20 protein-coding genes and 1 riboswitch are annotated in these 26,271 nt (G+C 72.5%); of the genes, 12 read left to right on the top strand and 8 right to left on the bottom strand.

Annotated elements, in window-relative coordinates:
- Window positions 1–203: 203 nt before the first annotated feature.
- Window positions 204–2,270: a DNA helicase RecQ gene (gene recQ, locus ACIF80_RS04160; RefSeq protein WP_399799028.1), complete on the top strand. Its 2,067-nt coding sequence runs from the start codon at window positions 204–206 to the stop codon at window positions 2,268–2,270.
- A 48-nt stretch (window positions 2,271–2,318) separates the two neighbouring features.
- On the opposite strand, the gene ACIF80_RS04155 is transcribed toward recQ, so the two are convergent.
- Together ACIF80_RS04155 and fahA are read right to left on the bottom strand one after the other, a co-directional pair.
- The gene (locus ACIF80_RS04155; RefSeq protein WP_399799026.1) at window positions 2,319–3,257 is read right to left on the bottom strand and encodes a M56 family metallopeptidase; all 939 of its coding nucleotides are present in this window, start codon (window positions 3,255–3,257) and stop codon (window positions 2,319–2,321) included.
- Between the two features lie 317 nt (window positions 3,258–3,574).
- On the bottom strand, window positions 3,575–4,801 hold the full coding sequence (gene fahA / locus ACIF80_RS04150) for a fumarylacetoacetase (protein ID WP_399799024.1): 1,227 nt from the start codon (window positions 4,799–4,801) through the stop codon (window positions 3,575–3,577).
- A gap of 355 nt (window positions 4,802–5,156) precedes the next feature.
- Between fahA and ACIF80_RS04145 the strand changes: the two genes are divergently transcribed.
- From ACIF80_RS04145 to ACIF80_RS04125, 5 genes are all read left to right on the top strand, one after another.
- Window positions 5,157–6,401, top strand: coding sequence for a DegT/DnrJ/EryC1/StrS family aminotransferase (locus ACIF80_RS04145; RefSeq protein ID WP_399799448.1), 1,245 nt, complete (start codon window positions 5,157–5,159; stop codon window positions 6,399–6,401).
- Window positions 6,394–9,081 carry a lipopolysaccharide biosynthesis protein gene (locus tag ACIF80_RS04140; protein ID WP_399799022.1) on the top strand — a complete coding sequence of 896 codons (2,688 nt, stop codon included), beginning with the start codon at window positions 6,394–6,396 and terminating at the stop codon, window positions 9,079–9,081. Before ACIF80_RS04145 ends, ACIF80_RS04140 begins: the two co-directional genes overlap by 8 nt.
- Before the next feature lie 225 nt (window positions 9,082–9,306).
- Entirely contained in the window at window positions 9,307–11,205 is a 1,899-nt protein-coding gene (locus ACIF80_RS04135; RefSeq protein ID WP_399799019.1) for a glycosyltransferase, read from the top strand.
- Window positions 11,202–11,630: a hypothetical protein gene (locus tag ACIF80_RS04130; protein ID WP_399799017.1), complete on the top strand. Its 429-nt coding sequence runs from the start codon at window positions 11,202–11,204 to the stop codon at window positions 11,628–11,630. The genes ACIF80_RS04135 and ACIF80_RS04130 overlap by 4 nt, the downstream gene beginning before the upstream one ends.
- 215 nt (window positions 11,631–11,845) lie before the next feature.
- On the top strand, window positions 11,846–12,892 hold the full coding sequence (locus tag ACIF80_RS04125) for a glycoside hydrolase family 26 protein (RefSeq protein ID WP_399799014.1): 1,047 nt from the start codon (window positions 11,846–11,848) through the stop codon (window positions 12,890–12,892).
- 108 nt (window positions 12,893–13,000) lie between these two features.
- On the opposite strand, the gene ACIF80_RS04120 is transcribed toward ACIF80_RS04125, so the two are convergent.
- The 3 genes from ACIF80_RS04120 to ACIF80_RS04110 form a co-directional block, all read right to left on the bottom strand.
- Window positions 13,001–13,756 (bottom strand): polysaccharide deacetylase family protein, encoded by a 756-nt coding sequence (locus ACIF80_RS04120; protein WP_399799446.1) that lies wholly within the window; start codon window positions 13,754–13,756, stop codon window positions 13,001–13,003.
- 116 nt (window positions 13,757–13,872) lie between these two features.
- Window positions 13,873–15,279, bottom strand: coding sequence for a glycosyltransferase (locus tag ACIF80_RS04115; protein WP_399799012.1), 1,407 nt, complete (start codon window positions 15,277–15,279; stop codon window positions 13,873–13,875).
- 91 nt (window positions 15,280–15,370) lie between these two features.
- The gene (locus ACIF80_RS04110; protein ID WP_399799009.1) at window positions 15,371–16,462 is read right to left on the bottom strand and encodes a GNAT family N-acetyltransferase; all 1,092 of its coding nucleotides are present in this window, start codon (window positions 16,460–16,462) and stop codon (window positions 15,371–15,373) included.
- 317 nt (window positions 16,463–16,779) lie between these two features.
- Between ACIF80_RS04110 and ACIF80_RS04105 the strand changes: the two genes are divergently transcribed.
- Window positions 16,780–17,649, top strand: coding sequence for an HAD family hydrolase (locus tag ACIF80_RS04105; protein ID WP_399799007.1), 870 nt, complete (start codon window positions 16,780–16,782; stop codon window positions 17,647–17,649).
- A gap of 72 nt (window positions 17,650–17,721) precedes the next feature.
- Here ACIF80_RS04105 and ACIF80_RS04100 read toward each other — a convergent pair whose 3' ends face one another.
- The gene (locus ACIF80_RS04100) at window positions 17,722–18,216 is read right to left on the bottom strand and encodes a transglycosylase SLT domain-containing protein (RefSeq protein ID WP_399799005.1); all 495 of its coding nucleotides are present in this window, start codon (window positions 18,214–18,216) and stop codon (window positions 17,722–17,724) included.
- A gap of 5 nt (window positions 18,217–18,221) precedes the next feature.
- Window positions 18,222–18,389: riboswitch (cyclic di-AMP (ydaO/yuaA leader) on the bottom strand.
- 638 nt (window positions 18,390–19,027) lie between these two features.
- On the opposite strand from ACIF80_RS04100, the gene ACIF80_RS04095 reads away from it, so the two are divergent.
- From ACIF80_RS04095 to ACIF80_RS04080, 4 genes are all read left to right on the top strand, one after another.
- A complete protein-coding gene (locus ACIF80_RS04095; protein WP_399799002.1) occupies window positions 19,028–20,038 on the top strand; it encodes a polyprenyl synthetase family protein in 1,011 nt (336 codons plus the stop codon).
- 360 nt (window positions 20,039–20,398) lie between these two features.
- Window positions 20,399–21,646, top strand: a complete 1,248-nt coding sequence (locus ACIF80_RS04090) for an outer membrane lipoprotein carrier protein LolA (protein ID WP_399799000.1) — start codon at window positions 20,399–20,401, stop codon at window positions 21,644–21,646.
- A gap of 48 nt (window positions 21,647–21,694) precedes the next feature.
- Window positions 21,695–22,657 (top strand): ATP-binding cassette domain-containing protein, encoded by a 963-nt coding sequence (locus tag ACIF80_RS04085; protein ID WP_399798998.1) that lies wholly within the window; start codon window positions 21,695–21,697, stop codon window positions 22,655–22,657.
- Window positions 22,644–23,588, top strand: a complete 945-nt coding sequence (locus tag ACIF80_RS04080; protein WP_399798995.1) for an ABC transporter permease — start codon at window positions 22,644–22,646, stop codon at window positions 23,586–23,588. The genes ACIF80_RS04085 and ACIF80_RS04080 overlap by 14 nt, the downstream gene beginning before the upstream one ends.
- Here the strand turns inward: ACIF80_RS04080 and ACIF80_RS04075 are convergent.
- Both ACIF80_RS04075 and ACIF80_RS04070 read right to left on the bottom strand, forming a co-directional pair.
- Window positions 23,578–24,177: a flavodoxin family protein gene (locus ACIF80_RS04075; RefSeq protein ID WP_399799444.1), complete on the bottom strand. Its 600-nt coding sequence runs from the start codon at window positions 24,175–24,177 to the stop codon at window positions 23,578–23,580. The genes ACIF80_RS04080 and ACIF80_RS04075 overlap by 11 nt on opposite strands.
- 120 nt (window positions 24,178–24,297) lie before the next feature.
- Window positions 24,298–25,590 carry an amidase family protein gene (locus ACIF80_RS04070; protein ID WP_399799441.1) on the bottom strand — a complete coding sequence of 431 codons (1,293 nt, stop codon included), beginning with the start codon at window positions 25,588–25,590 and terminating at the stop codon, window positions 24,298–24,300.
- Between the two features lie 114 nt (window positions 25,591–25,704).
- Between ACIF80_RS04070 and ACIF80_RS04065 the strand changes: the two genes are divergently transcribed.
- On the top strand, window positions 25,705–26,247 hold the full coding sequence (locus ACIF80_RS04065; RefSeq protein WP_399798993.1) for a MarR family winged helix-turn-helix transcriptional regulator: 543 nt from the start codon (window positions 25,705–25,707) through the stop codon (window positions 26,245–26,247).
- The last annotated feature ends 24 nt before the right edge of the window (window positions 26,248–26,271 follow it).

The following is a 26,271-nucleotide window of genomic DNA, read 5'->3' as shown; positions in this document are numbered from 1 at the left end:
CCGGTCACGGTTGTTCGGAGGGTGACCGGCCCGTGAACGCCGATGTGCAGAGGTGATCGATGCGGGGCCCTGTGGATACATCCGGGGCGGCGGTCTGTGGACAACTCCGGGGATGTCGGTGGAGGCGCCTATCGTGGGCGCAGTGGTCGAGAGCGGCCGCAGTGGACGCGGCGGCCGCGAGTGGTCGTACGGGGGGCGGGACGATGGGTGGGACGGGCGGTAGTGGTGGGATGGCAGTGATGGAGAGCGAGGCGCTGGCGGCGCTGCACCGGGTGTTCGGATTCGACGCCTTCCGCGGTGAGCAGCAGGCGGTGATCGAGCATGTGATCGCGGGCGGGGACGCCGTGGTGCTCATGCCGACCGGTGGCGGCAAGTCGCTGTGCTACCAGATTCCGGCCCTGGTCAGACCGGGTACGGGAGTCGTCGTCTCGCCGCTGATCGCGCTGATGCAGGACCAGGTGGACGCGCTGCGGGCGCTCGGCGTGCGCGCCGGGTTCATGAACTCCACGCAGGACTTCGAGGAGCGGCGCGTCGTCGAGGCCGAGTTCCTCGCCGGCGAGCTGGACCTGCTGTATCTCGCGCCGGAGCGGCTGCGGCTGAACAGCTCGCTGGATCTGCTGTCGCGGGGGAAGATCTCCGTCTTCGCGATCGACGAGGCGCACTGCGTGTCCCAGTGGGGGCACGACTTCCGGCCGGACTATCTCTCCCTGTCGCTGCTCGGCGAGCGCTGGCCGGACGTGCCCCGGATCGCGCTCACCGCGACGGCCACGCACGCCACGCACCAGGAGATCACCGAACGGCTGGCCATGCCGGACGCCCGGCACTTCGTGGCGAGCTTCGACCGGCCCAACATCCAGTACCGGATCGTGCCCAAGGCCGACCCCAAGAAGCAGTTGCTGAGCTTCCTGCGGGAGGAGCACGCGGGCGACGCGGGCATCGTCTACTGCCTCTCCCGCAACTCCGTGGAGAAGACCGCCGAGTTCCTCAGCCGCAACGGCGTCGAGGCGGTGCCGTACCACGCGGGGCTGGACGCGGGGACGCGTGCCGCGCACCAGTCCCGCTTCCTGCGGGAGGACGGCCTGGTCGTGGTGGCGACCATCGCCTTCGGCATGGGCATCGACAAGCCGGACGTCCGGTTCGTCGCCCACCTCGACCTGCCCAAGTCCGTCGAGGGCTACTACCAGGAGACGGGCCGTGCGGGTCGCGACGGGCTCCCGTCCACGGCCTGGATGGCGTACGGCCTCAACGACGTCATCCAGCAGCGCAAGCTGATCCAGTCGGGCGAGGGCGACGAGGCCTTCCGGCGCCGGGCCAGCCAGCACCTGGACGCGATGCTCGCCCTGTGCGAGACGGTCCGGTGCCGGCGCGGGCAGCTCCTGGCCTACTTCGGCCAGGACAACCCCGACCCGGCGGGCTGCGGCAACTGCGACTCCTGCCTCACCCCGCCGGAGACGTGGGACGGCACCGTCGCGGCCCAGAAGGTGCTGTCGACGGTGGTCCGGCTGCAGCGGGAGCGCGGACAGAAGTTCGGCGCGGTGCAGATCGTGGACATCCTGCTGGGCAAGCGCACGGCCAAGGTCATCCAGTTCGACCACGACCAGCTCTCCGTCTTCGGGATCGGCGACGATCTGGAAGAGAGCGAATGGCGGGGCGTCGTCCGGCAGCTGCTGGCCCAGGGGCTGCTCGCGGTCGAGGGGGACTACGGCACGCTGGTGCTGACCGAGGCCAGCGGGACCGTGCTGCGGCGCGAGCGGGAGGTGCCGCTGCGCAAGGAGCCGAAGAAGCCGGTGACCTCCAGGTCGGGAGCCTCGGGATCGTCGGGCTCGGGGAAGGGCAAGGCCAAGGCCGCGGCGGCCGAGCTGCCCGAGGAGCTCCTGCCGGCCTTCGAGGCACTGCGCGCCTGGCGTGCCGAACAGGCCCGCGAGCAGGGCGTTCCCGCGTACGTCATCTTCCACGACGCCACACTCCGCGAGATCGCCACGGTCTGGCCCGGCTCGGTCGCCGAACTCGGCGGGATCAGCGGAGTGGGCGAGAAGAAGCTCGTGACGTACGGGGAGGGCGTGCTGGAGGTGCTCGGGGCGCTGGGCGGGCCGCAGGGCGGCTCACCGGCCGGATCACCCGTCGGCTCACCGGCCGGGGCGCAAGGCTCGGGTCCGGCCGAGGGGAGCGCCGCCGGCGGCGTGGGCGCCGGGCAGGCTCACGCCGGGTCCGTGTCCGAGGACTACTGGCCGGAGATGGACGCCGAGCCGGAGCCCGAGGACTGGATGTAGCCGTCAGCCGTCAGCCGTCAGGGGCGTCGGCTTTCCGGCTTCGGGGGGTTACGGCAGGGCGGTGAGGCCCGGAGCGAAGGTGATCAGGAGGGGGAGGAGGGGGACCAGGGCTGCCGCTGTCGTCGTCAGGGCGCGGTCGCGGCGGCCGAGGCGGGGCGGGGGCTTCAGGAGGCGGTCGACGCGCTCGCCGAGCAGGCGGTGGCTGGAGGCGCAGGACAGGACGCCTCGGTGCTGGTTGAGCTCGATCAGTGCCAGTGCCGTGGTCATGTGGCCGCAGCGGCGGGAAGCCGTGTCGTCGGCGGCCAGTTCGACCAGGCGGTGGGTCTGGTCGCAGAAGTGGGCGAAGAGCGGGACGCGGGAGAAGCCGGTGGCCAGGGCGGTGGAGAGGTGCAGCAGCCAGTTGTGATGGGCGCGGGCGTGGCCCCGCTCGTGGGCGAGGACGGCGTCGATCTGGTGGTCGGTGAGGCGGCGCAGGGCGCCGGTGGTGACGATCAGCTGGGGCGGGCTGCCCGGCATCCACCAGGCGTCCGGGTACTCGTCCTCGAGTACCAGCAGGGGCCCGCGGGCCGCGGGGAGACCGGCGGGCAGGTCGGGGGCGCGCTCCCGCAGATGCGCCCGTGCCTGGGCCCGGCGCCGGCGGGCGTCGACCAGTTCACGTCCGAGCATGGCCGTGGTCCAGGCCGCACCGCAGGCCAGCAGCACGGTGAGGGCGGCCGTCCAGGGCGGGGCGGCGGACAGGTCGTACGCCGCGGTCACCGAGGGTGGGGCCGGGGCGAAGAGCTGGGCGCGGACCGTGCCGAAGACGGCCGCGGCGGCCAGGGCCAGGGCGGTCACGCAGCACAACAGGACCGTGGCGACCAGACACTGCCAGACCCACAGGGCGACCACCGGCTCCCGCTCCGGCCACTTCGCCCGGGTCAGCGCACGAGGCACGGGCCCGGCGGCCGTCACGGCGACAACGCTCAGCAGGAGCAGGCAAAGGGTCATGCCACGGGCTCCGGATCCTGTCGGAAGAGGGAAGCTTCGGACGTGTGTGAGGGACGTGCGTGCGGTGCGGGCCTTGCCTGACGTGCGGAGGGCATGAGGCGTGCGCCGCGTGCTGCGCAACGTGCGGGGTACGTGTGGTGCGGGACGTGCGGGAGCCGCACACCGCCCGACGCCAGGTAAGTATGACGGCGAAGGGCGGTGCGAGGCAGGGGTGGGCGTGGATCGGGCGGCTTCGACGACGCGGCCCGCGGGCCGTCCCGCGGAGCCGGCCCGTCGGGAAGGCTCGTGGAGTCAGCTCGTGGGGAAGACTCGTGGAGTCAGCTCGCGGGGTCGGCCCGTGGAGTCACCCGTCCCGTGACCTCGCCGAGGCCGACGCGGACTCCGCCCGGGCCCGGTGCCCAGGCCGACAGGGTCACCACATCGCCGTCCTCCAGGAAGGTCCGCTTGCCGTCGGGGAGTTCGAGGGCGTCGCGACCGTTCCAGGTCAGTTCCAGCAGGGACCCGCGCTGCCCCTCGGCGGGCCCGCTCACCGTGCCGGAGCCGTAGAGGTCGCCGGTGCGCAGGGAGGCGCCGTTCACGGTCATGTGGGCGAGCTGCTGGGCGGCCGTCCAGTACATCGTGGAGAAGGGGGGTTCGGAGACGACGTGCCCGTTGACGGCCACGGAGATCCGAAGGTCGTAACCGCCGGGTTCCTCGTCCGTGTCGTCCAGGTACGGCAGCAGCGCGTGGGTGCGCTCCGGCGGCGCCACCCGGGCCTCTTCCAGGGCGTCCAGCGGGGTGATCCAGGCCGACACCGAGGTGGCGAAGGACTTGCCGAGGAACGGGCCGAGGGGGACGTACTCCCAGGCCTGGACGTCGCGTGCGGACCAGTCGTTGAGGAGACAGAGGCCGAAGACGTGGTCGCGGAAGCCGCCGAGCGGCACCGGCCGGCCCAGCTCGGACGGCGCCCCGACCACGAAGCCGACCTCGGCCTCGATGTCCAGCCGCACCGACGGGCCGAAGACCGGGACGGGATCGGTGGGCGCCTTGCGCTGCCCCGAGGGGCGTACGACGTCGGTGCCGGACACCAGCACCGTGCCGGCGCGGCCGTGGTAGCCGATCGGCAGGTGCTTCCAGTTCGGGGTGAGGGAGTCGGGGGCGTCCGGGCGGAAGATCCGGCCGACGTTCCGGGCGTGGTTCTCGGAGGCGTAGAAGTCGACGTAGTCCGCGACCTCGAAGGGGAGGTGCAGGGTCACCGACGACAGCGGGTGGAACAGCGGCTCGACGGTCTCCCGGTGCGCCGGCACGGTCACCCAGGCCGTGAGGGCGCGCCGGACGTCCGACCAGGCCGTACGGCCCGCCGCCAGCAGCGGGTTGAGGGTCGGTCGGGCGAGCAGGGAGGCGTACGGGGAACCCAGGGCGTGTGCGGCCGCGCCGGCGTCGAGGACGTGGTCGCCGAGCCGGACACCCACCCTCTGCTCCGACGAGCCGGGGGGCGAGAAGACGCCGTACGGCAGATTGTGCGGGCCGAAGGGATCGCCCTCGGGGACATCGAAGGGGGGCATCGGGTGCTGCCTCGCTCTCGTGTGCGCAGGTGCTCCACGTGTCCGTGGTCGTGCCACACGTTACGGGTGTCGCGGTGGTCTTGGGCAGAGGCGGAAGGACGGGTCCGCGGTGCGGAAGGCGTGCGCGTCCGGACGGCACGACGCGTGCGCTGCTCCCCCTCGCGTGCCGGAAGTTGTCCACGGGGCGGAGACGCAATCTTGACGGAGCGGTGCGAACGGGGCGACTCTGGGCGGGTGCTGGAAGGCCTCGGGGAGGGGGCGTTCCGATGGCACAACAGGGGGACGGATGGCCATTGGGGAGGCCGGTCCGGGATCGGCGCGTTCCGGCATGCAGCCGAAGAGGCTGGAAGATGCCATGCGCGACCGGCTCGGCCGGGAATGTGTGTATGTGCCGTCGTGCAGGTTGGGGCTGTTCGTGGCGTTGCGCCACTGGTGCCCGCCGGGCGGCAGGGTGCTGATGTCGCCGGTCAACGACGACGTCATCTTCTTCGTGGTGCTCGCGGCGGGCCTGCGCCCGGTGCAGGCGCCGCTCAACCCGTTCGACGCGTCCATCGACATCGACGCGGTGCCGGACGAGACGTGGGGATCGCTGTCCGCCGTACTGACCACGAACCTGTACGGCAACCCGGACCCGGCACCCGAACTGCGGGCCCGTTGCGATGCGCTGGGCATCCCGTTGTTCGAGGACGGGGCACACGCCATCGGCAGCGAGGTCGGCGGGCGGCCGGTCGGGACCTGGGGCGACGCCTCCGTTTTCAGTCTTTCCAAGCATGCCGGCGCCCAGACGGGGGGCATCCTCGCGCTGGCCGACCCGGACCGGAGCACGGCGGTGCGGGAGGCCTGCGCCGACCTGCTCGCCCCGCGCAGCATGGCGTCCGAACTCACCTACGCGGTACGGCCGTACGCCGAGGCCACCGTGCGGCGGCTGGGGCTGCGCCGGGCCGCCTGGGCCACGATGGGGCTGCTGGGACTGACGGAGCGCGAGGGGATCCGGATGCCGCTGCGTCCGGACGCGCTGGCCGGCGCCGTGCGCTCCGCGCCGGACCTGGGCGCGCACGACCCCTGGGTGCGGGTCGACATGCACGACTACCGGCTGGAGCCCGGCCCCGTACGGTTGCGCCGCGTCCACCGCAGTCTCGGGCGGCTGGACGACGTCTTACGGGCCTCACGGGAGGGCACGGAGCTGCTGCTGTCGACGCCCTGGGCCCGGCCGCCGGCGGACGGCACGGTGCAACCGCTGTTCCGGGTGCCCTTGCTGGTGGCGGACCGGGACGCGGCGATCGCGGCACTGGCCCGGCGCCGCATCGTGGTCGGCTACCTCTACGACCCGCCCCTGGACGACTACGCGGGAGCAGCGTTCACGGACCCGTCGCCCGCCCCCGGGAACGCCCGCTGGTTCGCACGGCACGCGCTGCCGGTGGACCCGTTGCGGGCGCGTGAGGCGGCGGAGGCGCTGGAGCGGTCCGGGACGCAGCCGGCCGAGCCACCGGATCCACCGGAGTCACCGGAAGGATCGGAGCCGCCGGAGGCATCGGCGGCGCAGCCACCGGAGCCGCCGAAGGGGGCCGCGGCGAGAGGACTGGGGCCGCCTCGTGGCTGAGATCCAGGTGCACGAGCCCGCCGCGGTGCGCACAGGCGGCGGCGGGCCCGGACCTGCCGACGACACACCCGGCTCCGACAGCTCCGACTCACTGTTCAAGAACGCCTACTTCCTGATGCTCAGCACCGGCGTGTCCGCCGTCCTCGGGCTGGGCTTCTGGCTGGTGGCCGCGCGCTACTACTCCGAGGACGCGGTCGGCCAGGGCTCCGCGGCCATCGCCGCGATGCGGCTGCTCGCCAGCATCACCGCGACCACGATGATCGGCGCCGTGGTCCGCTTCGTGCCGCGCGCCGGGCGCGAGACCGGGCGCCTGGTGTGGGGCGTGTACGGGGCGAGTTCACTGGTCGTCGCACTGGCCGCGGGTGTCTTCCTGCTCACGCTCGACCTGTGGGGTGCGTCGTACGAGCCCCTCGGCACCCCGCTGGCGGGTGCGCTGTTCGTCGCGGCGTGTGTGGCCTGGGCGCTGCTCACCCTGCAGGACGGGGTGCTCACGGGTCTGCGCAGGACCGCGTGGGTGCCCGTCGGGAACGCCGTCTTCTCCACCGGGAAGCTGGTCCTGCTGGCCGTCTTCGCGAGCGCGCTGCCCGTGCTGGGCATCTTCGTGTCCTGGGCCGTCGCGATCGCGTTCTCCACGCTCCCGCTCGGCTGGCTGATCTTCCGCCGGCTCATCCCGCGCCAGGCCGCCGCCGACCGCGACCGGGAACCGCCCAGGATCCGTGACATGGGCCGTTTCCTCGCCGGTGACTCGCTCGGCGCGCTGTTCAGCCTGGCGATGATCAACCTCCTGCCGGTGATGGTCGCGGTCCGCTTCAGCGCCGCCGAGAACGGCTACTTCTACGTGGCGTACACCGTCGGCGGCACCATGGAGTTCATGGCCATCAACATGGCCGCGTCGCTCACCGCCCACGCCTCGCACGACCCGCGCCGGCTCGCGGACGGGGTCCGGGGGGCGCTGCGCCGGATGACGTTGCTGCTGGCGCCGGTCGTGCTGGTCCTGGTGGTCTTCGCGCCGCTGATCCTCACGCCGTTCAGCGCGGACTACGCCGAGCACGGCTCGATGGTGCTGCGGCTGCTCGCACTCGGGGCGCTGCCCCGGGTGGTCGTGGAGCTGTACATCGGGGTGCTGCGGGTACAGGGGCGCACCGGTGTGCTCGCCGTGCTCCAAGGGGCCATGTGCGTACTGGTCCTGGGCAGCGCGACCGTGCTGTTCACCCCCGCGGGCATCGCGGGCGCCGGGTGGGCGGTGCTGATCGGCATGACGGTGGTCGCCGTCGTCTCGGTGTTCGGCCTGCGCTCGGCGCTGCGCGATACGCGCGACGGTCGCGGTGGGCTCGTCGACCGGGCGGGCGGGGCCGGGGGCAAGGACGGTACGACGCGTACGACGAGCGGGACGGGACGGACGGGGGGCGCCTCCGCCGGTCCCGCGTACGGCACGCGCTGGGCGCGGCTGAACGCCACCGCCGGGTACGGCACGGGCTGGGCCCGCCGGGCCGCGTACGAGGGCAGGGGCCGGGAACAGGAAGACGCGGACACCGTCACCCTGTTCATCGGCCGCCCCGGTTACGAACGGGAGGCCCTCCAGGCGGACACGATGGCGTTCATCGTCCGGCCCCGCCCCACGGACGCGGACCCCGAGCCGCACGTGGACCCCGAGCCGCACGTGGACCCCGAGCCGCACGTGGACCCCGGGCCGGCTGTGGGCCCGGACGGGGGCTCGGAGCCGGTCACGGACGCGGGCGCCGGGGCGAGCGCCGGTGCGGGCGCCGGGCCCGGGGAGCACCCGGGCGCCGAAGCGCACGAGCGCGAGGCCGGGGGCGACCAGGAGGCCGGCGATCACGCGGGGCGCACTCCACGGAACGCGCACGCACCGGTCCGGGACGAGACTCCGCACGAGCGCGATGAGCGCGATGAGCAGGGCGGACGGGGAGAAGAGGACGAGGGCCGGGACGGCGCGGGTGCCGCCGAAGCGTCCGCGAGCACGGCCGGCCGGGCCCCCTTGTCGCCGGTCGGCCACGGGTCCGACCGGCGGCTGCGGGACATCCTCTGGGGGCTGCTCGGACTCGCCACCGTCGCTTTCTGGGCGTCGACACGCCCGCTGCACCGGCTCGGCGGGCCGTCGCCGGAGGAACGGGGCGAACTGACGGGGCGGCAGTTGCTGGAAGGGCTGCCGCTCGTGGCGCTCGCGGCGGGCGGAGTGCTGCTCCTGGTCTTCGTCGCCGCGGTGACGCTGTGCACGGCGCCCGACCCCTGGCTCCCCGGCACCGCGCTGGGGTCGGCCCTGCTCGCCCTGTACGCCGCACCGGTCGCGCTCGGCCGGGAACCCTCGCCGGTGGGCGGGGCGTGGTACGTCCGGACCGCCGAATTCCTCGCGGACGCGGTGGGGACCGACGGGCCGGAGCCGCTGCTGCGCTGGGCACCGCAGGCGTGCCAGTTGCTGTGCCTCGTCGCACTGTGGCTGCTGTTCGAGCGGGTGGGCGGCGACCGGCTGTCCTGGCCGGGGCGCTGGGGGGCGCTGTACCTCGTCGCCGTGGCCGGCTGGGTGTGGCGGGACGCGCTCGCCCCCGTGTCACCGCCGCTGCTCGCCGCACTGCTTCTGCTGCTGCTCCTTCTCCGGCTTCCGCCGCTCCGCCGTGGCGTACCGGCGTCGGGGCTGCCCGACCACAGACAACCGAACGGCTGAACCAGCGAACGAATCAAGCTTTCGTAGCCGAACCGCCAGGGGGGAACCACCGTGCGTCCGCCAGCCACTCCACGCGAGAGATCCTCGTCCGAGCCCGCACCGGAGAGCACACCGGCGCCCGTCACCCCTGCGGACACCTCTGGGGACACCCCCGTGGAACCGCCTTCGCGGACCGAGTCGCGGACCCACCCCTCCTCGGAGTCGTCGACCCCGGCCCATGAATCCGTGACGGATCTTTCCGACCTGCCGCCCCTCTGGTCCGCGCGGCGCGCCCTCGCGCTCCGGCCCGCCCTGCCGCTGCTCGCGGCGCTCGCACTGTGGCTGTACGCGGTACGGCACACCGATGTGTCGCGGCTCGACGACTACGGCCTGGTCACCGCGCTCCACCCGAGCTTCTGGGCCGGCCTCGCCGTCCTCACCACCGGCTTCTGGTTCACGGTCCGGGACCGTCGCCGGCCCGGCGGCTGGCCGGCGGCGTACGTGCTCGGTCTGCTGGTGATGGAGCGGGCCACGCAGGCCGTGCTCTACCCGACCCCGCTGTACGCCTGGGCGTGGAAGCACGACGGTGTCATCGACCACCTGCTGACCGCCGGCGGGCTCCAGACCGCCGACCAGATCGGTGACATGGCGGTCTACGACCAGTGGCCGGGCTTCTTCGCCGCGCAGGCGGCGCTGGTGCGGCTGCTGGGCGTGGACTCGGCTGCGATGTACATGGCGTGGTGGCCGCTGGCGTCCAGCCTGCTGCTGCTGTTCCCGCTGCTGCTGATCTACCGCACCTTCACCGAGGACCGACGGCTGGTCTGGACCGGGGTCTGGCTCTTCTTCGTCGCCAACTGGGTGGGCCAGGACTACTTCTCCCCGCAGTCCGTCGCCTTCGCCCTGCACCTCGGAGTGCTGGCCGTGGTGCTGCGCCGGTACGGCCGTTCCGGCGCGGGCGGGGGCAGCGGGCGGCGGGGGCAGGCGGTCTGGACGGTCGTGCTCACCGTGCTGGTGATGGCGATCGTCATCTCGCACCAGCTCACCCCGGCCATGCTGGTCGTGTCGCTGCTCGCGCTGGTCCTGCTCCGCCGCCACCGGGACTGGGTGCCGGTGGCCACCACGGTCGTCATCTTCCTGGCCTGGTGCGCGACGGCCGCGCTGCCCTTCCTGTCCGCCGCGCTGCCGGACATGATCCGCGCCGTGGGCGACATCGGCGGCAACGTCGAGAGGGGGTACGGCGCCACCCCGACCGGCGCCGGCGCGATCGCGACCTCGTGGGCGGCCAGGCTGCTCTCGGGCTCCGTTCTGCTGCTGGCGGTGGCCGGGGTCTGGCGGCAGCCCGTACTGCGGTACCGCGCGATGCCGCTGCTGGTGATCACGGCGGCCCCGCTGCCGATGTTCGTGGCGAGCAGCTACGGCAGCGAGATGATCTTCCGGGTCCTGATGTTCATGCTGCCCGGCGTGGCCTTCTTCGCCGCCGCCGTACTGCTGCCCAAGGTGCGCACCCTCGCCGCCGCGGAGGCGGCGGCGGAGACCGGAGCCCGCCGGGAGGCCGAGCCGTCCGCGCGCCGCGGCATCGGCGCCCGGTTCCGCACCGGCTTCGGTGTCCGGGTCTGGGGCCCGCTGCTCGTGCTGCTCGCCGGGACCGCGGCGTTCGTCCCGAGCTACTCGGGCAAGGACCGGATCAACTACTTCCCGCCGCAGGAGGTGGCCCTGGTGGGGCAGCTCTTCGACGAGGCCCCCGAGGGCTCACTGGTCGTCGCCGCCAACCGCAACTACCCGCTCGCCTATGCCTCGTACGGAAGCATCGACCACTACTGGTTCCTCGAGGACGACCGGAGCCACGTCGACGAGATCGTCCGGGACCCGGCCGGCACCCTCGCCACCGACATGGCGGGAGTGGACCGCCCGAGCCGGGCCTACTTCCTCTTCACCCAGGGCCAACTGGCGAACTCCGAAATGAACGGGCAGCTCACCGGTGCCCAGGTGAACAGCGTCCTGGAGTCCGTCGCCGCGTCCCCGCGGTTCCGGCTGGTGGCGGAGAACAGCGCGGGGGCGGTCTACGAACTGAGACAGCCCGAGGAAGCAGCGGGAACAGAGGGGACAGAGGCCGTGGAGGGGACGGAAGGGGGAGGGGAGCGATGACACCGCAGGATCTCGTGATCCGGATGCTCCCGCCGTTCGCCGGCTGGCTGGCGCTCGCCGCACTCGCCCTGCCCGGCGGTTCACCGCTGCGCGGGGCGGCCGTCGTCGTCTTCCTGGCGGCGGGGCCGGGCACGGCGCTGGTCGGCCTCTGCGGTCCCGCGCTGCGCGTACGGTCCGCACGGGGCCCCGTCGAACGGCGCGACCCCGCCTTCGCCCGCCACTCCGACCTGCTGGAGCGGATGATGCTGGCCGTTCTCGTCAGCATCGCCGCGGTGATGATCGTCGCGACGGTGCTGATCGCCACGCACACCTTCAACGCCCAGCGGGTCCTGCTGGCCCTGACCCTGCTGACCACGCTCGCCGCGTTCTGCCCGCGGCTGCGTGCCTCCCCGCCGTCGAGGACACGGAAGGGTTCCGTCCTGTGAGGTTCGCTCGCCCTCTTCGCCGTATCACCGCCGCCCTGCGCGGTGTTCGACCAGGAACCGGCCCGGCCACCGGCCGCTCGACCACCGGCCCGGCCCCCGACCCTCCTGCCGGCCCCGAATCCCGCACAGGGACCGGTGGCACAGGCACAGGCGCCGGCAGTACAGGCGTCGGCAGCACAGGAACCGGCCAGCACCGCAGGCCGAAGGCCGGGCCGGTGGTCGCGAGCCGCCGGCGGGCGCTGATCACCTCGGCCGCGGTCGTCTGCGCGGTGCTGGTCGCCGTACTCGCGCTGCGGAACACCTCGGAGACCTCCGGGACGGACGAGGAGTGCCGGCCCACGGAGCTGCTCGAACCGCCCTGCGGCGCCTGGTTCGGAGCCTTCGTGCCGCACGAACGGGCCAGCCTGGAGGAGAAGGTGGAGGCCTACGAGGAGAAGGTGGGCCGCAAGCTCGACATCGTCTACACGTACCACGACATGTCCCTGCCCGAAGGAACCCGAAGGGAAGGGCAGTTGCTGAACCCGGAGGAGCAACGGGTCGGTGAGGACCGCATGTTGCTGTTGTCCTGGGAGAGCAAGTGGTGGGGCGGCACGAAGGGGCAGCAGCCGAGGTGGTCGGAGATAGCCGCCGGTGACCTGGACACGACCGTGATCGACGTCCAGGCGCGGCGCATCAAGGAGTACGGGCAGCGCACGGGGAAGAAGGTCTTCCTCTCCTTCGACCTCGAAATGGACACGCGCACCCCGGCCAACGGCACCCCGGCCCAGTACGTGCGGGCGTACCGGCACATCCACGACCGGTTCCGGGAACTCGGCGTGGACAACGTGGTGTGGACCTGGATCATCACCGGCTACCTGAACCACGGAGACCTGTTCAAGGGCATGTACCCGGGGGACGAGTACGTCGACTGGATCGGCTACAACCAGTACAACTACTACCGCTGCCACAAGACGGAGTGGCTGACCTTCGAGCAGACCCAGACGGCCACGCACGAGTGGATACGCGAGAACATCTCCGCCGACAAGCCGCTGATGCTCTCCGAGTTCGGCAGCGCGGCCGACTCCACCCGGCCGGAGCGGCAGGCCGAGTGGTACGCCCAGGTGCCGCCCGTGCTGAAAGGCCTGGAGGGCGTCAAGGCCGCGCTCCAGTGGAACCACCGCGACCCCGGTCCGCACTGCAACCTGGCCGTGGCCGACGAGGCGGCGTGGGAGAGCCTGCGCAAGGTGGCGGCCGACCCGCATCTGAACCAGCCGGTGAAGTGACCGGGCGGGCGACCGCGACCGCCCGCCCGTTTGCCCACTCGATCCGTCCGACCTGCCGGATCAGCCCGCGAACCGGCCCGTGATGCAACCCGCGAACCGGCCCGTGAGTCAGCCGGCGAACTCCGGTCCACGGATTGCTGCCCGGGTGCGCCGGTACCAGCGCCAGGCGATCGTCTTCGGGCCGTCGCGGTAGGGGGCGACGCGGGCGCCGTCGCCCGCCAGCCAGGCCGTGACGTCGGCGACGGTGTGGCTGCGGCGGACGATGAGCCGGGCGATGCGGTAGCGCTCGTCCCGCTCCGAGCTGAGCGCGTGCCGCACCGCGGTCGCCGTCTCGTACCCGGCACGGGACGCCATGGCCCTCACCCGGGGACTGTTGTAACCGTGCGGGTAGGCGAGATGGGGGACCGGATGGCCGAGGGCGTCCTCCAGCACGGCTTTGGAGTCGGACAGTTCGGCACGCAGTTGTTTCCCGGTCAGCGTGTCCAGCTGGGCGTGGCTGACCGTATGGCTGCCGATCTCCATGCCGGAACGTTCCAGCTCCGCCACACGGTCCAGGGTCATCATCGGCGCCGGCGGAAGCAGGCTGCGGCCGCCCGGCGTGATGGCGCCTGTGGTGAGGTACGCGGTGGCCGGCAGGGAGCGCCGGGCCAGGAGGTCGGCGGTGGGACCGGGCAGGTCGGCGAAGCCGTCGTCGAAGGTGAGGAGCACCGGCCGGGGCGGAAGGGGCGCCCGCCCGGCGAGATGGGCGGCGAGGGTGCTGATGGTGACGGGGGTGCGGCCGCTGTCCTCGAGGGCGTCGAGATGCGCCGCGAACTCCCTCGGCGTGACGGTGAACTCGGCGATCCAGTCGGGCGGGTCGTCCATCACGGCGTGGTAGAGGAACACCGGGACGGCCGGACGCTCCGCGGCCTCCCCGCCGCCCTTGTCACCCGATGCGTCCCGGGTTCTTCGCACCGCCGGATCCTGCGAGGACGACGCCGTCATCGCGCACCCCCGGCCGCCCGCCCGCCGGAAGGCGACTTCCCCGTCGTACCGCCCGCCGCCCGCCGGGCCCGCAGATAGCCGAGCGGGCCGTACAGCATCCCCCTGCGCTGCAGCCGTGAGAGGCGGCGCGGCCAGGGATGGGTGGTGCGGGTGTCGTGGTTGCCCGGAGCGGCTGAGCCGCCCCCGGCGCCCCCGGCGTCCCCGGTCTCCCGTACGGCGGTGAGGCCGCGGGCGTGGGACAGGCCGCGGGGCAGCCGGGCGAGGAACGCGGGCAGCAGCGCGGGCCGGTTGACCAGGATCGCCGTGAGGTAGGCGGTGAGGCCGGCGCCGTAGCCGAACGCCTGGGTCTCCAGATCGGCCCAGGTCTCCCGGTGGTGGTGCCACACCAGCGCCCGGGGCGTGTAGTGGAGCCTGTGCCCCTGGGCGAGGACCCGGACGAACCCGTACAGGTCGTCGCCGCCCCGGGCGGGCGTCCCGGCACCGGTGGCCGGGTCGAAACCGCCGACCGCGCGCAGCACCTCCGTACGGAACGCCATGTTCGCCCCGGAGCCGAACCGGCCCGCGGTGAAGGGGAACAGCGGTTCGTCGCGGGGCGGGTTCCGCGGGTCGTACGTCGTCGGCGTGAACCCCTTCGCGAAGCCGCCGTGGCTCTCCAGCAGGACCTGGGCGGGGGTGCGCAGCCGGGCGGGCAGGATCAGGCCGGTGGCACAGCCGAGTTCCGGGTCGGCGGCGAAGGGCGCGGTCAGCTCGGTGAGCCAGCGGGCGTCGGCGACGACGTCGTCGTCGGTGAACGCGATCACCTCGCCCAGGGCGTGGGCGAGCCCGGTGTTGTGCGCGGTCGCGAGTCCGGGGACCGGCTCGTGCACGTACCGCACGCGCTCCCCGTACTTCCGGTGCACCAGGTCGCGTGTCCCGTCCGTCACGGGCGCGTTGTCGACGACGACGATCTCGAAGTGCGGATGGTCCTGGGTGAGGAGCGAGTCGAGGGCGCGGGCGAGCTGTCCGGCCCGCTCCCGGGTGGCCACGACGACCGAGGTGAAGGGTGGTGGCGGCCCGGTGGTCTCCATGGCCGCCTCCGCCGTGTCGTGCCCTTGTCCTCGCCCCTGTCCTTGCGCCTCCCCCTTCTCCTGTCCCTGCCCCTGCCCCTGCCCCTGCTCCTGCCGGGCGAGCGCTGTCAGGACCTTCGCCGGATCGTCGCCCTCCGGGACCCTCCCCAGCAGCGTGCCCACCGGCAGGCCGTCTCTCCTGACCAGCAGGAACACCTCGCCGTGCGTCACCGGCGGGCTCCCCGGACCGGGTCTCAGGGCGGCTTCCTCACCGCTCAGGTCCAGTTCGGCGACCTGAACCGCACCGATGTCCAGGAACCGCCGTATCTCCTCCTGCGTACGTGCTGTGCGGGACATGAGCCCTCCCCTCCTCACGAACGGTTGAATGGCTGAACGGTTGCCACGAGCGGCCGTTGCCGTCCGCAGTGGCCCTCGCGGCCGGGACCACTCACGGCCGGCGCAGCCGGGCCGCCCCCCTCAAGGTCCGCGACGCCAGCGAGGCGAGACGCGGCCGGGCGACGACGAAGCCGTGCGCGCGGCGGGCGGGCTCTCGGCGCAGCAACTGAAGCGTGGCGCCCAGGCCCGGACGCGTCGCCTCCCCTTCGTAGACGGCGCGTTCACCCGTCTTCAGCGCGTCCTTGTACTCGGCCGGGCCGCGTCCCATGTCGAGCAGGCCGATGCCCTCGCCGGCCGCCGCCTCGGCCATCCGCAGATGCAGTACGAGCCCCGGCGAGAACTTCGCGAACTCCGGGTCGTACGCCGGGAACCAGCAGGCCAGTACCGAGGCCGAGCGCAGGCCGAAGTGGGCCGCGACGGGACGGTCCCCGGCGTACAGGACGGACAGCGTGCCCGTGCACTCCGGAGCCCGGGTCCCGGCCAGGCGGCCCACGAGCCGGGTGATCCACTCCTGCGCGAACCGGTCGCGGCGCCCGGTCCTGCGGTACTGCGCCGACTTCCATCCGATGAGCGTGCGGAGCACGGCCGGATCGCGTTCGTCGAACACGAACCGCACCGGTCCGGCCTGGCGATCCAGCCGGCGCTCCTTGGCCAGGGTGGTCTTCAGGAACTTCGGCGACTGGCCGCGCAGTACGGACTCGTAGGTCTCGTACCCCTTCTCCACGTCGATGACGAAGGTGGCGTGCTCCTCGGCCGCGTGCGGGACGAACAGGGTCTGGTCCGCCTCCAGGTTGTCGAAGGCGAAGCTCGACACCGAGCAGGCACGCAGCAGTTCACCGGTCTCCAGCGCCAGACCCGGACGCAGGACGGCGCCCTGGCAGTCCGAGACGCCGAGCCCGATCGCCCGGCCCTGCCCCAGCGCGCCCCGCTCGTACGGCAGGAATCCGGCCGGCTCGGCGGACGCCCCCTCGTACAGCACCGCGACCCGGGCCTGCGGGCGCACCCTGGACACGGCGGTGGCGAACTCCGGTTCCATGAAAGGGCTGCGCGGTGCCTCCGTCGCGGCACGCAGCTCACGCCACCGTTCCCGTTCCCCCTCGCCGAGCTCCTCGAGCCTCAGCACACGCGTGCGTCCACTGCTCACCTGACCCCCCGATCAAGTCCCCCCTGGACACTTGGAAGGTACCGCCCAAGAGCACGAGGGCGGTAGGTAGCGGAGCATGTTGTTGCCAAGTGGTGCAGAGGCCGCGGATGGTGCCCCGGGCGCGGCACCTCGGGCGGAGCGGGCCAGGCGGAACCGGCGAGGCGGAGCGGGCGAGGCGGGGAGAGCCGGGCTGGGTGGGACGGGGCGAGACGGACGCAGTGAGACGGGCGGGGCGGGACGGGTGGGGCGGGGTCGGGCGGGTGGGGCGGGGCCGGGCGTGGTGAGTCGGGCGGACCCGGTATCCGTATTCTCTGATCATGGCCGCACCCACCGATTGCTCGCTCATCGCCACCGACCTGGACGGGACGCTGCTGCGCGGCGACGACACCCTCTCCGACCGCTCCCTCGCCGCGCTGGCGCTGGCGGCGCGGGCCGGTGCCCGGCACCTCGTGGTGACGGGGCGCCCGGCGCCCAGGGTGCGGCCGCTCCTGAACGATCTGGGGGCCACCGGGCTCGCGGTGTGCGGACAGGGCGCGCAGGTGTACGAGGCCGGCACGGACCGGCTGCTGTGGTCGGTCACCCTGGACCGGGAACTGGCGGAGGCCGCGCTCGGCAAGATCGAGGCCGAGGTCGGGGAGCTGTACGCCGCGGTCGACCAGGACGGGGTGGACGGACTCACCCTGATCGAGCCGGGCTATCTGATGCCGCACCCGACGCTGCCCGCCGTGCGGGTCGAACGGCGGGACGACCTGTGGGCCCGGCCGATCAGCAAGGTACTGCTGCGCCATCCCCACCTGACCGACGACGAGTTGGCGGCGACGGCCCGTTCGGCGGTCGGCTCGCTGGCCACGGTCACCATGTCGGGTCCGGGCACCGTGGAGCTCCAGCCGTGCGGTGTGACCAAGGCGACCGGTCTCGCGCTGGCCGCCGAGCACCTGGGGCTGGAGCCCGGGCGGACCGTCGCCTTCGGCGACATGCCCAATGACATCCCGATGTTCGACTGGGCGGCCCACGGGGTCGCCATGGCCAACGCCCACCCCGAGCTCAAGGCGGTGGCCGACGAGGTCACCACGTCGAACGAGGACGACGGGGTGGCCGTCGTCCTCGAGCGGTTGTTCGGCGGAGCGGAGTCGTACGTGCCCCAACACGTACTGCCCCGCCCCAGGTCCGGGAGGGTGCCCCGGTAGGCCCCGGTACCGCCGGTGTGGCCGGTGCCGCCGGCGTTCCGGTGTCCCGGTGTCCCGAGGGGCCCGGGCGTCTCAGTAGGCGCCGAAGACGTTGTCGATGGAGCCGTAGCGGTCCGCCGCGTAGTTGCAGGCCGCCGTGATGTTCGCGACCGGGTCGAACGGGTCGAAGGCCGTGCCGGGCACGTGGTACGCCCGGAAGGTCGGGTCGATGACCTGCAGCAGGCCCTTCGACGGGGTGCCGGCCATGGCGTTGGAGTCCCACAGGTTGACGGCCTGCGGGTTGCCGGACGACTCGCGCAGGATGTTGCGGTGGATGGAGTCGTAGCTGCCGGGGATGCCGTGCTGCGCCATGACGGACAGCGACTCGCGGATCCAGCCGTCGAGGTTGTCCGGGTACGCGGTCACGGTGCCGGCGGCGGACGTCGCGGCAGCGGCGGGTGTGGCGGGCGCGGCGGAGGCGGCGGTGGCGCCGAACAGCGGGAGGGCGACCGCCGCGACGCCGGCCACGGCGAAGGAGCGGACGAGGCGGGAGCGGCCGAAGCGGCGGGGCGAACCGGATGCGGTCATGTCTGTGTTCCTCTCCTACGCCTGCGAGGTGAGCTGTCGGGTTCGGGCGGGAGAGTGCCCGGCCGTGCCCCTGCGGGCATGGCTTCACCCCGAGCCGTTCCGGGTGCGAACCGGTCCGGCGGCTTACCTGGGTCCCCCGCTCCTGCCGTGCGTGAGTTCATCGATGGGTGGCGCGGGCGGTGGCAGGATTCGGCGTCCGCCCGACAGGCCGGGAACGTATGCGAGTGCACTTGTCGGGAACAAGTGCGACCGTCACGGATCATGCTGTTTGATCTTGCATCGAGGCGTTTGCGGCACTTGCCCCTTTGCGGACGCCAAGGGTCAACTCGCTTTCGGGGCAAGGGAAATCGCCGGTGGGCGTGAGGGGTGGGCGCGCCGGGGGGTGCGTGACTCACTTCACTGGCCGCACCGCGCGTTCACATGTGCCACCAAAAGGGATTTACTTGGTAATTACGACAAATCGCGCGCCCGGGCGGGCAGGATGGTCTGCGTGCCGGATCGCGTGCCGGATCGTGCTTCGGAGGCGCCCTGAGGGTGCGTCCCGAGGGTGAACCCCGGGGCGGATCGTCATGCCCGAAAGGCGAGGAATATCCTTTGTTACCAACTGATCAGAAAAGGTCTGATGGTGATCCGATATCGGAGGGTGCCGTGAGACGCCGTGTACGCGTGTGCAGGTGAGTCCGGGGAATGTGGGTGCTGGCGGTGATCGAAACATGACCGGATACGCTGACTCGAGTGATGTCAGCGACCTATCGACAAACTGTGCAAGACGTCTAAGCGCCAGTGGACACCAGCAGACAGGAGACCCCTCGTGACCGTCGTCGGGCCGTTCGGGCTGAGCGTGCGGGACCAGGCTCTGGAGGCCGATGTCCAGGCCGGTATGACGGCTGTCGAGGAAGGGCTGCTCGAGGCCACGAAGAGTGAGGTCCCCTTCATCACCGAGGCCGCCCAGCACCTGGTGCGGGCCGGTGGCAAGCGGTTCCGGCCACTGCTCGTGATGCTCGCCGCCCAGTTCGGCGACCCCTACGCTCCCGGCATCGTGCCGTCCGCCGTGGTCGTGGAGCTGACCCACCTGGCCACGCTGTACCACGACGACGTGATGGACGACGCCGCCGTACGGCGCGGGGTGCCCAGTGCCAACACCCGCTGGGGCAACTCCGTCGCGGTCCTCACCGGCGACTTCCTGTTCGCGCGCGCTTCACACATCCTGGCCGACCTCGGACCGGAGGCCGTACGGGTGCAGGCCGAGGCGTTCGAGCGGCTGGTCACCGGCCAGATCCTGGAGACCGCGGGGCCGCAGGACGGCCGGGACCCGGTCGATCACTACCTGGACGTCCTCGGCGGCAAGACCGGTTCGCTGGTCGCCGTCTCCTGCCGCTTCGGCGCCATGATGTCCGGTGCGGACGACACGGTCGTGGACGTGCTGACCCAGTACGGCGAGCGGCTCGGGGTGGCCTTCCAGCTCGCCGACGACGTCCTGGACATCGCCTCCGACTCCCACGAGTCCGGCAAGACCCCGGGCACCGACCTGCGTGAGGGCATCCCGACGCTGCCCGTGCTGCGGCTGCGCGAGCGGGCGGCCCGGCTGGGGCTGGCCGAGGACATCGCCCTGTGCGAGCTGCTCGGCTCCGACCTCAGCGACGACGCCCGGCACGCCGAAGCACTGCGGCTGCTGCGCGCCCACCCCGCGCTGGAGCAGGCCCGCCGGGACACCGTGCGCTATGCGCAGGAGGCGCGCTCGGCACTGGCTCCGTTGCCGGAGTGCGAGTCGAAGACGGCCCTGGTCGAGCTGTGCGACGCGGTGGTGCACCGGGCCGGCTGACCCGCCTGCCGTCCCTGTCCGCCGCTTCGGTTCCGGCCCCGGTGCGGCCCGCACCGGCTCGCAGAGTGCCCCACACCGGCCCGCAGCGGTCCGCACTGCCCCGCTCCGGTCGTCGCCGGCCCTTACGGCAGTTCCTCCGACCCCTACTGGTCGGGGGACAGAACATCGCCCCGTGTCATACCGCAGCAGTACACGGAGTTGCGTCCGGGGTCTGACGCATCTGCCCGCCGGGTTTGGTCAGATGGAACACGACGGACATCACCACTCCTCACCGATTCGGGTGAGAATGGCGGCTCAGGGTGTGACTGGTGCGAGCGACACGAGACGCAGGCCGCCGCCGACCACGGAGGTAGGGCACACATGGCACCGTACGAATCCGACGACACGACGACTGCTCGTGAGACCGGCGAGCCGAGCGCACGCCGGAGCAGGGCCGCGCGGTACGTCGTCCCGGTCACGGTGATGGGAGTGGCGGCCGCGACCATCGGGCTCGTCCCCGCGCTCGCCGACTCCGGCGACCCGGACCTGCCGAAGATCACCGCCGCGCAGCTGATCGAGAAGATCGCCCAGTCGGATGTCGAGCAGCTCTCCGGCACCGTGAAGATCACCACTGACCTCGGGCTGCCGGACCTCGGCGGCCTGGAGAGCAGCCTGACCTCCGGCGCCATGGGCCAGGGTGAGGACGGCGGTTCCTCCGCCGACCCGACGGCCAAGCTCACCGAGCTGGCCTCCGGCACGCACACCCTGCGCATCGCGGCCGACGGCCCCGACCGGCAGAAGGTGTCGCTGCTCGGGAACGCCTCCGAGTACAGCCTGATCCACAACGGCAAGGACGTCTGGGGCTACGACAGCGAGTCCAACGAGGTCTTCCACAGCACCACCGAGGAGTCCGCCGGGGACGAGGACAGGGAGCACCAGCCCCCGGCCACGCCCCAGGACTTCGCCGAGGAGGCGCTGAAGTCGGTCGACGACACCACCTCCGTCACCGTCGACGGCACCGCGCAGGTGGCCGGCCGGGATGCGTACAAGCTGGTCGTCAAGCCCAAGCAGTCCGGCTCCACGGTCGGCGCCATCAGCATCGCGGTGGACCACAAGACCGGTACGCCGCTGAAGTTCACGCTGACCCCGGCGAGCGGCGGTGCCGCCGTCGTGGACGTCGGCTTCACCAAGGTCAGCTTCGACCGGCCGGCCGCGTCGACCTTCGACTTCACCCCGCCCAAGGGCGCCAAGGTGACCGAGGAGGGCGAGCTGGACAGCGGTGAGAAGGGCAGCGGTGAGAAGGGCAGGGAGCACGGGAAGCCGGAGCGCGCCCCGAAGTCCGAGGAGGACCTGGCCAAGGGACTCGACGGGCTGAAGGTGCTCGGCGAGGGCTGGAACTCCGTCGCCACCTTCGACACCGGCGGCGAGGGCGGTCTGCCGACCGGCTCCGGAGGCGGTGACCTCGACGGCTTCCTCGGCTCGCTCGGCGACCAGGTGAAGGGCGAGTTCGGCACGGGCACCGTGTTCAGCACCCGCCTGGTCAACGCCCTGTTCACCGAGGACGGCAAGGTCTACGTGGGCGCCGTCACCCAGGACGCGCTGGTGAAGGCGGCCAACGAAGGGAAGTAACCCGGGGAACGGCGCCGGGGAACAGCACGACAGGGAACGAGGGAGCCGATGGGCGAGGCGTCCGCCACGCAGAGCACGGGTGACGGCGTCATCGTCACCCGTGCGCTCACCAAGCGCTACCGCGGCGGACAGCTCGCCGTCGACGGTCTCGATCTGACCGTCCCGACGGGCAGCGTCTTCGGCTTCCTCGGTCCCAACGGCTCCGGCAAGACCACCACCATCCGCATGCTGATGGGCCTGATCGAGCCCACCTCGGGCACGGCGCACGTCCTGGGCCGGCCCATGCCGCGCTTCGCGCGCGCCGTGCTCCCGCAGGTGGGGGCCCTCATCGAGGGCCCCGCCCTGTACGGCTTCCTCTCCGGCCGCGACAACCTCCTGCGCTACGACGCCGCCGACCCGACCGCCGATCCGCGCACCCGGCACGCTCGCGTCGCCGCCGCCCTGGACCGGGTGGGCCTCACGGCCGCCGCGGGCAAGAAGGCGAAGGCGTACTCCCTCGGCATGAAGCAGCGCCTCGGGCTGGGGGCGGCCCTGCTCCAGCCCCGCCGACTGCTCGTCCTGGACGAGCCGACCAACGGACTCGACCCGCAGGGCATGCGGGAGATCCGCGCCCTGGTACGGGAGTTGGCGTCGGACGGCACGACCGTCTTCCTCTCCTCGCACCTGCTCGACGAGATCGAGCAGGTGTGCACGCATGCCGCCGTGATGGCGCGCGGGCGGTTGCTCACCCAGGGACCCGTCGCCGACCTGGCCGCGGGCAGCCGCGGCCGGCTGGTGGTGACCACACCGGACCCGGCGGACGCGGCGCGGGTGCTGAAGGAGCAGGGGATCGGCGATGTCGTGGTCACCGACGACCGGGTGACCGGCGAGGTGCCCGAGCGCGACCTCGCCGAGGTGAACGCCGCGCTGGTGACGGGCGGCGTCCGGGTGCGCGGCTTCGGGGTCGAACGGGCCTCGCTGGAGGACGCGTTCGTGGCGCTGACCGGGGAGGGCTTCGATGTCGCGGGCTGAGACCGTCCGGGAGCCGGAGGGGACAGCGGGACCGGAACCACGGGGAGCGCCGGGGGCACCGGACCGGCCGGGGACGCGGACCGTGCGCGCCCTCGGGGCCTTCGGTCTGTTCCGCAGCGAACTGCTGACCACCTTCCGGCGCTGGCGCACCCTCGCCCTGCTCGGAGTCCTGGCCGCCGTGCCGGTCCTGGTCGGGATCGCCGTGAAGATCGAGACCGGTGACGGTTCCGCGGACGGCGGCGGGGGAGGGGGCGGCGCGGGACCGGCCTTCATCTCGCAGATCACCAACAACGGCCTGTTCCTGGTCTTCACCGCGCTGGCGGCCACGCTGCCGTTCTTCCTGCCCATGGCGATCGGTGTGGTCGCGGGCGACTCCCTCGCCGGCGAGGCGAACGCCGGCACCCTCCGCTACCTCCTCGTCGCCCCCGCCGGCCGTACCCGGCTGCTGCTCACCAAATACGCCACCGTCCTCGTCTTCTGCCTGGCCGCCACTCTCGTGGTGGCCCTCTCCGCCCTGGCCGTGGGGGCACTCCTGTTCCCGCTCGGCGACCTCACGACCATCTCCGGCACCCGGATCGGCTTCGCGGAGGGACTGGGCAGAGCCCTGCTGATCGCCCTGGTCGTCGCCGCGTCACTGATCGGGGTGGCGGCGCTCGGCCTGTTCGTGTCCACGCTGACCAGCAGCGGCATCGCGGCGATGGCGACGACGGTGGGACTACTGATCACCGTCCAGATCCTCGACCAGATCCCGCAGCTCGACGCCCTCCACCCGTACTTCTTCTCCCACTACTGGCTCTCCTTCGCCGACCTGATGCGCGAACCGGTCTACTGGGACGACCTGACGAAGAACCTCGGCCTCCAGGCCCTGTACGCGGCCGTGTTCGGCTCGGCGGCGTGGGCGAGGTTCACCACGAAGGACATCACCGCGTAGACCCGGCCCCGCAGGGGAAGCGGGCGAGCGGGGCGGGGGCGTCCGGCGCGAAGAACGTCTTCGCGCGGGCGAGGGCCTCGGTGTCCTTCAGTACGTCACCCGGCTTGCTGCCGTTGCCGAGCAGTACCCCGCCGAAGCGCATGCCCAGGTAGGCGGCGGAGTGGTGGAGCGTGCCGATCAGCGGGTCGGCGACCACCGGCTCGTCGTCCGCGAGCGCCGTGACGCCCCAGAGCGTGCGCCCCGCCATCGTCGCCTTGAAGTCCAGGCCGGGAGTGCGCAGCCAGCCCGACCAGTGGTCCAGGTAGCGCTTGGTCTGCGCGGACACCGAGTACCAGTAGAGCGGCGAGACGATCACCAGGTCCGTCGCCGCGACGGTGGCGTCGAGCAGCAGGGCGACATTGCCCTCCGTGGGGCGGACGTGGTCGCTGTCGTGGCGGAGGTCCTCGAAGTCGGGCAGCGGATGCTCGGTGAGGTCGATCCAGTGCTGCTCCGTACCCGCGGGCAGCTGTTCGGCGGCCCGGCGGGCCAGCAGCGCGGAGTTGCCGTCGCGTCGGGCGCTGCCCAGAACGAAGAGGAAACGGCGTGTCATGGTCATCCCCCAGATGATCGGCGTACGCCAATTACAGGCATGTGCATCATATGCACATGCAAGTAAATGTCCAAGGGATTCCGGCGACGGTCCCGGCTCCGAGGATGTCCTTCGGCCCTTTCAGCCGCTCAGCTTCTCCGCGGCCCCCTTCTCCACCGCCCCTGCCGCGGCGAGCAGCAGTGCCTCCCGTCCGTGCGGTGCCACCAGTTGGAGCCCGGCCGGGCAGCCGTCGGTGCCGAACCCGGCCGGGAGACTCAGCGCCGGGTGCCCGCTCACGTTGAACGCCCAGGTGAGTGCGGTGGAGTAGACATCGCCCGGTCCTTCGTGGCCGTGCGGCGCGGTGGGCGCCGTAGGTGTCAGCAGCAGCTCGGCGCCGGCGAAGAGGCGGGCCAGGCGCCGGCTGTTCTCCGCCCGGACACGGTGGGCGTCGGCGAGTCCCGCCGGGTCCGTGCCGGGATCGCGCAGGGCAAGCCAGGCCGAGGCCGGGTCCAGGAGCAGCGGCGGCGCCGGCGGCCGTACGAGCCGTACGACCCCGGCGTCGACGAGCCGGTCGACCGCTGCCCGGGCCAGCGCGACGGGCTCCGGGCAGGGACGGGCGAAGCCGAGGTCGGGAGACCAGACAGCGGTGCGCGGGAGGGACGGCTGCGCGTCGACGGTGGTGGACGGCGGCACGTCGACGGCGGTGGACGGCGGTGACACCGCCCGCCACCAGGCCGCCGCGTCGGCCGCCGTGCGGGCGAGGATTCCGGGCGCCGCGAGACCCGTGCGGTCGCGCGACGGGAGCAGACCGTTGGTGACCTTGAGGCCGACGACCCCGCACCACGCCGCCGGGATGCGGACCGATCCCGCCCCGTCGCTGCCCGTCGCCAGCGGCACCAGACCGGCCGCCACCGCGACCGCGGCCCCGGCCGAGGAACCCCCCGGCGTACGGTCGGCCCGCCACGGATTGACGGTGCGTCCACGTGCCCCGAGACCCCAGGTCTGCCATGCGGTGCCGGGCCCGGGCACCGCGGTGGCGCCCACCGCGACACCACCGGCCGCGAGCAGCGGAACCGCCGCCCGCAACCCGTGCCGTCCCTTCACGGCGACCGGCACCCCGGCCAGCGGCAGCCACGCGCGGGCCCCGGGACCTTCACCCCCGCTCGGACCGGACGGACGCACCGGATGCACCGGACGCGGCGGACCCGCCTCGACCAGGGCGTCCACCTCACCCGCCCGCCGCAGTGCCTCCTCGGCCCACACCTCGGTGAACGCGCACAGCACCGGATCGGCCCGCCCGATCCGCTCCAACGCCTCCGCGACCACATCGACGGCCCACACCGTCCCCGTACGCACCGCGGAGGCGATCTCCACCGCCGAGGCATACGCCCGGGCCTCGGCTCCCTCACTGTTCAGCGCACCGATCCCCTCGATCCCCACCCGGCTCCCACGGTCTCCTCGGCGGACGCACCGGGCTCCCCGGCACGGACGGCCGGAAACCCTGGCGAAGACCTGCCCAGGTCGTGCTGCCGATACGCTGAAGCCGAGATGCGTAAGGACGAAGAGACCCAGGCCGCCGTCGACGGTGACAGCGTGGACGCGATGGTGGGCGAGTGGCGGAGCGAGTGGCCGGAACTGGACGTCTCCTCCACTGAGGTGATCGCCCGTCTGGTGCGAACCGCTCGACTCCTGGAAGAGCTGTTGGTGACGCAGCTGCGCCGCGCCGACGGCGGGCCCATCGCCAATCTCGGAGATTTCGATGTGCTGCACGCCCTGCGCCGCAGCGGCCCGCCCTACGCGTTGACGCCGGGACAACTGCGCCGGGCGCTGATCGTGTCCTCCGCCGGTCTCACCGGGAGGCTCAACCGTCTGGAACGGGAGGGCTGGATCGAGCGCGGCCCCTCCCCCGACGACGGAAGAAGCACTCTGGTCCGTCTGACGGAGGAGGGCCGGGCGAGACTGGCCGGCGTCATGGAACAGCACTTCGGCCTGGAGCGGAAGGTGCTGTCCGTTCTGGAGCCGGAGGAGCGGGCCGCGGTCAAGGACGGCCTGCGCAAGCTCTTGGCGTCCCTGGAGGACGAGGCCCGCTGACGAAACAGCGGAGCAGGAACACAG

It is taken from the genome of Streptomyces sp. NPDC085927 (assembly GCF_044540975.1).
Taxonomy (GTDB): Bacteria; Actinomycetota; Actinomycetes; order Streptomycetales; family Streptomycetaceae; genus Streptomyces; species Streptomyces hirsutus.
Note: the sequence above shows the minus strand (reverse complement) of the source record. Positions and strands in the feature narration are given on the sequence as shown.